General features: G+C 53.4%; 9 protein-coding genes. 1 reads left to right on the top strand and 8 read right to left on the bottom strand.

The window, feature by feature from the left end:
- Positions 1–214 precede the first annotated feature (214 nt).
- Positions 215–538: a hypothetical protein gene (locus F2P45_RS31180; protein WP_223164866.1), complete on the top strand. Its 324-nt coding sequence runs from the start codon at positions 215–217 to the stop codon at positions 536–538.
- On the opposite strand, the gene F2P45_RS31175 is transcribed toward F2P45_RS31180, so the two are convergent.
- The 8 genes from F2P45_RS31175 to F2P45_RS31140 all read right to left on the bottom strand — a co-directional run bounded on the left by F2P45_RS31175 (position 535) and on the right by F2P45_RS31140 (position 7,701).
- Positions 535–954, bottom strand: coding sequence for a DUF2177 family protein (locus F2P45_RS31175; RefSeq protein ID WP_166882107.1), 420 nt, complete (start codon positions 952–954; stop codon positions 535–537). The two genes, F2P45_RS31180 and F2P45_RS31175, sit on opposite strands and share 4 nt — an antisense overlap.
- A 141-nt stretch (positions 955–1,095) precedes the next feature.
- Positions 1,096–2,013, bottom strand: coding sequence for a hypothetical protein (locus tag F2P45_RS36560; protein ID WP_166882106.1), 918 nt, complete (start codon positions 2,011–2,013; stop codon positions 1,096–1,098).
- A 179-nt stretch (positions 2,014–2,192) separates the two neighbouring features.
- The gene (locus F2P45_RS31165; protein WP_166882105.1) at positions 2,193–2,597 is read right to left on the bottom strand and encodes a thioredoxin family protein; all 405 of its coding nucleotides are present in this window, start codon (positions 2,595–2,597) and stop codon (positions 2,193–2,195) included.
- Positions 2,594–3,946 carry a HEAT repeat domain-containing protein gene (locus F2P45_RS31160; protein WP_166882104.1) on the bottom strand — a complete coding sequence of 451 codons (1,353 nt, stop codon included), beginning with the start codon at positions 3,944–3,946 and terminating at the stop codon, positions 2,594–2,596. Before F2P45_RS31160 ends, F2P45_RS31165 begins: the two co-directional genes overlap by 4 nt.
- 15 nt (positions 3,947–3,961) lie before the next feature.
- Positions 3,962–4,933 carry a Kelch repeat-containing protein gene (locus F2P45_RS36555; protein WP_166882103.1) on the bottom strand — a complete coding sequence of 324 codons (972 nt, stop codon included), beginning with the start codon at positions 4,931–4,933 and terminating at the stop codon, positions 3,962–3,964.
- Between the two features lie 13 nt (positions 4,934–4,946).
- Positions 4,947–6,251: an HNH/endonuclease VII fold toxin-2 domain-containing protein gene (locus tag F2P45_RS31150; protein WP_166882102.1), complete on the bottom strand. Its 1,305-nt coding sequence runs from the start codon at positions 6,249–6,251 to the stop codon at positions 4,947–4,949.
- Between the two features lie 3 nt (positions 6,252–6,254).
- Positions 6,255–6,641 (bottom strand): DUF4150 domain-containing protein, encoded by a 387-nt coding sequence (locus tag F2P45_RS31145; protein WP_166882109.1) that lies wholly within the window; start codon positions 6,639–6,641, stop codon positions 6,255–6,257.
- 16 nt (positions 6,642–6,657) lie between these two features.
- Entirely contained in the window at positions 6,658–7,701 is a 1,044-nt protein-coding gene (locus tag F2P45_RS31140) for a hypothetical protein (protein WP_166882101.1), read from the bottom strand.
- Positions 7,702–7,731 lie beyond the last annotated feature (30 nt).

Below are 7,731 nucleotides of genomic sequence, written 5' to 3'. Positions count from 1 at the left end.
CTCCCATCCCGAAGCCGGCAAAGCGCCGCTAAGCACCTCCAACTCATTCAACCTGCCTTCGCCTCGATGTCAGCATCATGCCGTCTGGTGGATTAGCGGGCAAGCCTGAGGTTCATGGATCGCTTACAATACATCGGCACTCACCCCGTTCGAGCAAGCCTTGATTCAGCGGGAGCGCCTGCTTGTCATCAATGGCGATTTGTCTTGCCGCGGCTTGAGCACCTACACGATGGACGCCGTTTTCGTGCTGGGCAACGTCAATTGCGAGACGGTGGATCTGAGTATCGTGCCGTTCTACGTCAAGGGCAATCTGGTGGCGCGCAAGTCCTTGCGGGGCAGTGCCTACGACGACGGGGGCGACGGCCAGGAAGGAAAGCGCCATGTGGTCGTCGGCGCGACGGTGTCGTCACCGAAGGTCCGGACCTGGTACTTTTCGCTTGGCCATGTGACGTTCGCGCAGGACTCGGCCAAGGAAGTGCTCGTTGAAACGGAGCATGAAATGTCGGATGGACCGTGCTTCGGCGACAAGGATTGTTAGGCGCTGGCAGGGCCGGGGTCGAGCCGGTCCATGCATAGCCTGGCGGCCAGTACCGACAGGGTGCTGGCGACGCAGCCCCAGGCGATGTCGATCAGGGCCACGCCGAGCGGCCAGTCGCGCAGGGTGGCGAGGTTGGACAGGTCGTAGGTGGCGTAGGCGACCGTGCCGAACAGGGCTGCCGCGGTCAGGGTGGAGCGCAGGGGGCGGCGCGGGCCGTGCGGGGCCAGGGCGAACACCATCAGGCCGGCCGCGTAGATCAGGTAAAAGGCGATTGCCGGGCCGAAGCGCGGCTCGGCGGCCATGAGATGGCCGATGCCGTCGGCGTAGATGTCCTTGGCGATGAAGCCGAGCCAGAGCACGTCGAGCAGGACCATGCCGGCGATCAGGAGCAGGTAGGGGAGCAGCAGTTTGCGCATGGCGGGCTTTGGTGGCTGGCGTACAGCGCAGCATACGCTCTTACAGCGGGCTGTGCCGCGCCACATGATCGGCTTCCTTCGGGCACATTGAGAATCCATATTCGAAGGCACGGCGCCTGCGGCATTGTTGTTTTGCGCGGCTTAGTCGAGATCGCGGTAGTCGATTAATCGATGCCAGCGTGCGCCGTCATGCAGCGCGGCTCCGTAGTGACCGGCGACCAGCAGCGCCCCATCGCCCACCGACAGGTTGCCGGCGCAGACGCGCACGCTGGCGGACACGTCCGCCTTGCTCAGCACCTCGTCCTTGATGGTCCAGATGCCGTCGTCGGAGCTGCACCAGAGCTGGTCCTGGTGCCACACCATGTCGCGGAAGGGGAGGGTCATCTCGCCCCGATGGATGATTTTCCACTGATTAACGCGGCCCTTGAAGACGGTTCCCGATTCCGCGCCGATGTAGACGTTGCCGTCGCCGCCGCAGCCTAGCGTTTCCAGTGTCATCTGGCTCGGGAAAGCGATCTGTTGCCAAGCGCTGCCGTCAAAATGCCAAACGTCGCCGTGTCCGCCGGCCGCGTAGATACCGGACTCGCTGAATCCGTCGATATCGTGGAAGCCGCCGTCATCCATGAGCGATTTGTAGGGAATCGGGTCGTGCCAGTGCCAGTCGCTGCCGGCGCGCCGCTGTCCGACCGTCCTGCCGCTGCTGGCCAGCCACAGCGAACCGCCGATCGTGCGCAGTTTGCTGATGCCGCCACGCATGCCGATGTCCTTGCCGGTGGCGGCGTGTCCGCCCGCGAGGCTTGTTTCCAGGCCGGCGTCGCCGCTGCCCCAGGCGTAGACGTGGTTGTTGAGCGATACGCCGACAAACTGCTCTTTCGGGAGCTGGGCCAGGCCGGCTTTCATGCGGTGGATGCCGGTCATGTCGACCTTGTCCCAGCCGGGATCGCGTGGGTCGTTGAAGTAGCCCACGATGCGCGTGGACAAGGTGCTCTCGGGCGGCGAGTCGGTCTCTTCATCCCACAGTTGTTCGAGGATGAAGTAGAGAATTTCTTTTGTCCGCACGATACAGTCAACCACAACATAACCTTCAAACAAGGCGTGGTAGTTACTGTCGTCTAGTTTCATCATTGAGTTACCGATCGCCGGCCGCAGGGGCGGTGGAATTTTACAATGACATCCGGGCCGGTCGGAGCAATACACGTCGCCTTTGCTCATCCCGGCAATTTTCAAGGGCGTGGTCCTTATGTCGCCCAGTCAACCGCCATCAGGCGGGCGCGAATGTCGGGCAGGGCGGCTTGCTCGATGCGCGGTGATTCACCCAGCAGGTCGGCCAGCGCCGCTGCGGTGAGGCGGCTGGGAACGAGGGCGTGGGTCAACTGGGCACCTCGGTAGCTGACCAGCAGGGGAAGACTGTCGGGAATGAAGTCGTCCAGGAACTCGGCGTGATCTTCGAGATCGAGCCAGAGCCAGGTATCGTTCTTTCCGCCGTGTTCAGCCGCCAGGGACTCGAAGACTGGTTTGAGCGTGCGGCAGGTTTCGCACCAGCCGGTGGCGCCGATGATCAACGTCAGGCGCGCGGATGGCGCGTTCAGGCGCGTGGCGATGGCGGCGGCGTCGGTCCATGGATCGAGCAAAGGTGTACTCATGCGGCCGCCCGTGGGGCAAACATGTCGTGCAGCGTGTTCATGGCGATTCTCTGTTCTGTGGTGGATGCCCGCACGTTGATACGGACGGTTGACTGCGCTTGGTTGAGCATCTGCGCGACCATGGCGCGAATTGCTTGCGGTGCGTTTTCGAGCAGGTCGAGGGCGGTTTTGGCATCGATCTCGCGGCCAAGCAGTACACGCTTGCCGCGACCAACGAGGTGCGGACTGGCGGCGGTTGCGGCCCTTACCGCAGCCTGGTCTGCTTGCGGGTGGCCGCTGTCGGCATCGAGCCGGGTTTCGGTAATCAATTGATCGGGGTCCAGGCTGGCGGGATCGGGATCGGGCTCCGGCAAGGCCAGGCCATTGGCGTTGAGGTCGATGCCGGTCAGTGTTTGCCATACCCAACCGGCGTAGCGGCCCACGCCCTCATCGGCTAGCTGATCGATGACGAAGGGCAGGTGAGCCAGGTCGCCATGCCAAAGTGCGAAGGTGAGGGCCATGCGGGGTGGCAGCAGTGCCAGAAGATCGCGGGCTTCGGGGGCACCAATTGGCGTGAGCCAGGCAAGTTCGCGGACCCATCGCTGAAGGCGGCGGCTGGCTTGGGCGCGGATGGCGCCTGTTGCGCCGCCATAGACCGTGGCTTGCGCGAGCACGCTTTGAAGCAGAACTGGACGCGCGGCCTCCATGTCGCCAAGCTTCTCCAACGCGATGGATGCCTCGGCACGCACCTGCAGATCAGGGTCGCTCAATGCCTCGCGAAGAAGGGGAATAACGTTTCCCGGTTGACCTGCGACGGCGCAAGCGCGGCAGGCAGCTGCTCTGACATGTGAGGTTTTTGACTGCAAATAAATCGGCAGCGGATTATCTAGCTGTGCAACAGCGATGCTGTTCCGCAACGCCGCGGCACGCAGCATGATGACCTGGGCGGCAGGGGCGACATTGTTGGCTGACCAATGCTTGGCAATTTTCGTAAAGTGATCCGACGAACAGGCCGCGAGAGCAGAAACTGCTCCGCGCACCAGTTGGTCTGGATGCCGGCATATCAGCTTAAGTACATCGTCATCGATATTGGTGTACGAAGATTGCAGTGCCAGCCATACTGAGCAGAACGCTTCACCGGGCTTTTGCCACCGCTCCAGTGACGTAAGAGAAATATTCCGTCCAGTTGGGCCTGCAACTTTCAATCCGTTCAAATGCGTGGTAAGCAGCCAATTGAAGTGTTGAACTCGTTCAAATCTTACGTCGGCAGAGGCCACCGTCCAATCCAGCTGAGCCCAGTAAAATGCGGCATCCTCAGCATGTCGAATAATGAGTGGCTTTATAACTGGAAAATGGAAATCGGTAACCATAGCATAATTTCCTAATTAGGTTAGTTCCGAGCAAAGAGGCATCCACTTAATGCCGTCGAAAACAGTTGCACCGTACATTCCGGCCAGCAACATGACGCCATCGTTAACTGAAAGATTTCCAGAACACGAACGTACCTCGGCCGGTAAAAGCGGGTCAGTCAATTTGCCATTTTCGATCGTCCAAATCCCATAATCGGAAGTGCACCACACCTTGTCTTGAAACCAGACCATATCTTGAAACGGCAGAGTCATATCGCCTTTGTGAACCAATTTCCACTTGTTATTTCGACCTTGCATAATAGAACCACTTTGCAAACCGACATAGACAAGTCCGTCGCCTCCGCAGCATATTGTTTCAATATACATATTGGTGGGCACCGCGCATCGATTCCACTTCTCGCCGTTATAGTGCCAAAGGTCGCCTTCCCCACCACCGGCATAAATGTCTGAAGAACTAAAGCCAGCGATGACTTTGAACCCTTGATTCGAGCGGCCGAATTTATTTTTCTCGGGTTTCGGGAGACTACTCCGGTCAGCAAGAGTTTCCCATTGTCCAAGAGCACTCCGTCTGCATACCGATCTCCAAGCTCCTACCACATACGCATATCCGTCGATTGAAGCAACTGCATGCGCCGAAGTCTCCAAGGGCAACCCAGGTTTTCCAAGTGGTATTGAATCTTCAAATCCATTAAAACCACTTCCCATCACAGCGACGTCGCCGTCTAGAGCAACCATAACTGCCTGTTGTGTAGGTTTCTGAACCGATGCCAGTCGAGCAAGATCAAAATACTCGCTATCATATTCAGCACACGAAATAACTTCGTCATCATCTTCCACAATAATGCTGACGAGGCGCTTGCGCGGTGAGATATCATTGCCTTCAACTAACTCAAGCAAGACAAAGTAGAAGTGATTTTTACTAGCAACGGCACATTTGTAAATATGGTAGCCTAAGAAAAATTCTTCCCAGTTTTCTTTGCTGATCACTATATTCTCCTGATTATGGCTTCTTTTTAGGTTTGCTGCTTGTTATTTTAGGTGCTGATTTCCGTTTGGCAGGAGCTTTCGCCTTTTTTGCCCCACTACCAGCAGCACCAGAATGGCTTTTTGGCAAACAGTGTGCATATTTTTTGTAGCTCGCTTCGAGCTGTTTCTGAATGCATAAAGTGTCGCATTCGGAAAGAGGGAAAGACTGTTTAATAGATTCTGTGCCAGCGTCAATAGCATCCTGCAATGGCATCGGATCGCCAGCGAGCAACGGGGTCCCGTCAGCCTTTTGCGTGCCCGCCAATATCGATTTAAGATTCTCGTGAACTACTTTGTGCGAGCCATGGCTATTTGTGACGCCTTCTACACAAATAGTCAATGCCTCGTCCGGATTATATCCAACACAGCCTGCAAACATCGCATTTGGTAAAATGTGGTGACCTGATTGGCCAGGGCAACAACCCAATCCATTGGCGGAATTGGGAAAATTTGTTTCCCCATATGGCACTAAACCACATCGCCGCGCCGTGATACATGGGCTAGTTTTTACAGCTTCATGCATTATATCAGTAACCAGAGCTTGGGTTTTTAACTCACCTTTGGTGGATCCTGTCTTTTCTCTATATTGTTCGATTTGATCCTTTGCTTTTATTATTTCTTCACGAGCTTTTGAGATTTCGCTTTTGGCTTTATCGATATCATTTAGCAGCTTCGGAAACTCTTTGGTTGCATTCTTGAGGTCGTTTGCTCCATCGACTGTCATTAGAATATTTACACCACCCCCTACCAATGGGCCTCCTGCAAATGAACCTATGCGAACAAGGCCTTGTTTAAGCCCCATTTTTCCAATCTTTTTTAAGGCTGCTTCTTCCAGTTCTTGTTCCAACTTCGCTAACATTTTTTCTTGTCCCGACTGGGCAAGTTTTTCGATCATCTTGTGGGGGATGTCGTAAATTTCTGCTAACAACGGCGATGTTGGAGAAGGCTTTATCATCAAAAAGTCGCAGTGGTCATCCATCCAGCTTGACGGCGAAGCGCCAGGCCCCGACGACATTTTCTTGCTTTTAATTTTTAGCTTTCCGAGCAATCCTGGCTTGGCTTCAACGCGTTTTTGCCTTTTTTCATCGGACTCAGGTTGACATTCCCTTTCAATATCCCCCTTGTCTTTCACGCATTCTTTAGGTAAGTTTTTTTTGTCGAAATATGCAAATGCCAAGGTATTAGAAACGGTTGGTTGCTGCGCTGAGGCTTGTTTCGGTTTCTCTTCAGCTTTAGAATTGTTTTTCTTTATAGCGTCGGGCTTTTTTGGCTTGAGCATTACTTATCCGTGATTATGTGTCATGGCATCAATATGTCGGCAAACATTCAAGCCTTCAATCTTTACATCTTGGGACCACGCTGTAAAATATGCTTTGCCTTTAATAGTCTTAGTGGCGAGCCCCATTCCTAAATTTCGGGTGGCAGGTTCATTACCCACGCTTGTCGCTAAATACGATACATCGCGTAGCGCAACAGGTGTTCCACATATGAAAACCGTGCTTGATCCATTAGTTAAATCTTGCGCAGACGCTGTGTTTGTGTATGGAATTGGCACTGGCCCTGCGCTTGGAGGGGGAGGACTCCAACAAACATCAGGGCCAGCAATTGATTTTCCATCTGCAGCCCGAGAGCATATTTCGTTTTCATTGGCGTAAACGTGTGTATCCATATTTTTTGGCTCAATTTTAACGAAGTACGACAGCACAGCGAGTGCCATCGTCATTCGCGAGATGAACGATACCGGTATCTCCGGGGCTAAATACTGGGTCGGACATATCCCGTTGTAACCAAGCAAGCATCGCGGGGCCTGCTGCAGATCCCACTTCGCCAATCTTATCTGCCAATGTCAGATGAGATAGTTTTTTTCCACCAAACATCACTCTTGTAACAGCGTTCGCAATATCTTTAGCATAAAACTGTTCGCCGTTTTGATCACTCATGTGAAATTCTATTTGAGAAGGAACTACTTTCGCTTGGTTGCACGCAGCTCGAAGTGCATTGCTCAGACCTTGCGACCGGCATGGCACACTACCGTCATATCTCCCGACTTCTTTTCCTTTACCTACTCCTTTGATATGCAATCCCGGAGCGTCAGGAGATGATCGATGTAGTAATAATGCCGCTGCAGCTTCTCCTGGGATAAATCCATCACTATTTCCACTTATAATCAGCCGTGGGTCGCTTATGAACTTGTTCATATCAGCAGAATTTAAATAACTGTCTACACCGATCAGCAAAACTTGATCCGTTTCCTCATTAACGAGATAGCTTGCAGCTTGCAGTAAGCCATCTACCAAACCAGTTCGAGATTGCATTATAGATGTTATTCTGTGACGTTCATTTCTTGTTACTTTTTCTGCATTGTCAGGATCGGTATAAGCATGTAGCCGCAGCATGATATTGTGGATGAGTTCGATCAACTCCCCACTATTGGAATGAGGACGACTTTTATCTGGTCCTAATACAACTATTGCCGTTCTTTTTGTATCAAAAAGTGAAATTTCATTGGGTATTTGAATAATGCAATCCCGGATTGCGAAGGTAATCCACCTTGATAATCTTTCATCTCCATAAACGTCATCCGATAACATGGCTACGTTCACTGGAATTGAAGACTTTGCATAAAAATTGCTTGCTTGAAAATGATCAATGTTGGCACGTATTGCAGAGACGACAGCATCAAGGTGATATCCAAGTGAGCAGCACAGCCCAGCAGCAACTATTTGCATGCTGTTTTGCTTTTTTTAAAGTCGGCGGAT

The sequence above is a fragment of the Massilia mucilaginosa genome, assembly GCF_011682145.1.
GTDB classification, from domain to species: domain Bacteria; phylum Pseudomonadota; class Gammaproteobacteria; order Burkholderiales; family Burkholderiaceae_D; genus Telluria_A; species Telluria_A mucilaginosa.
The sequence above is the reverse complement of the archived record's forward strand: the minus strand, read 5'-3'. Positions and strand labels throughout refer to the sequence as shown.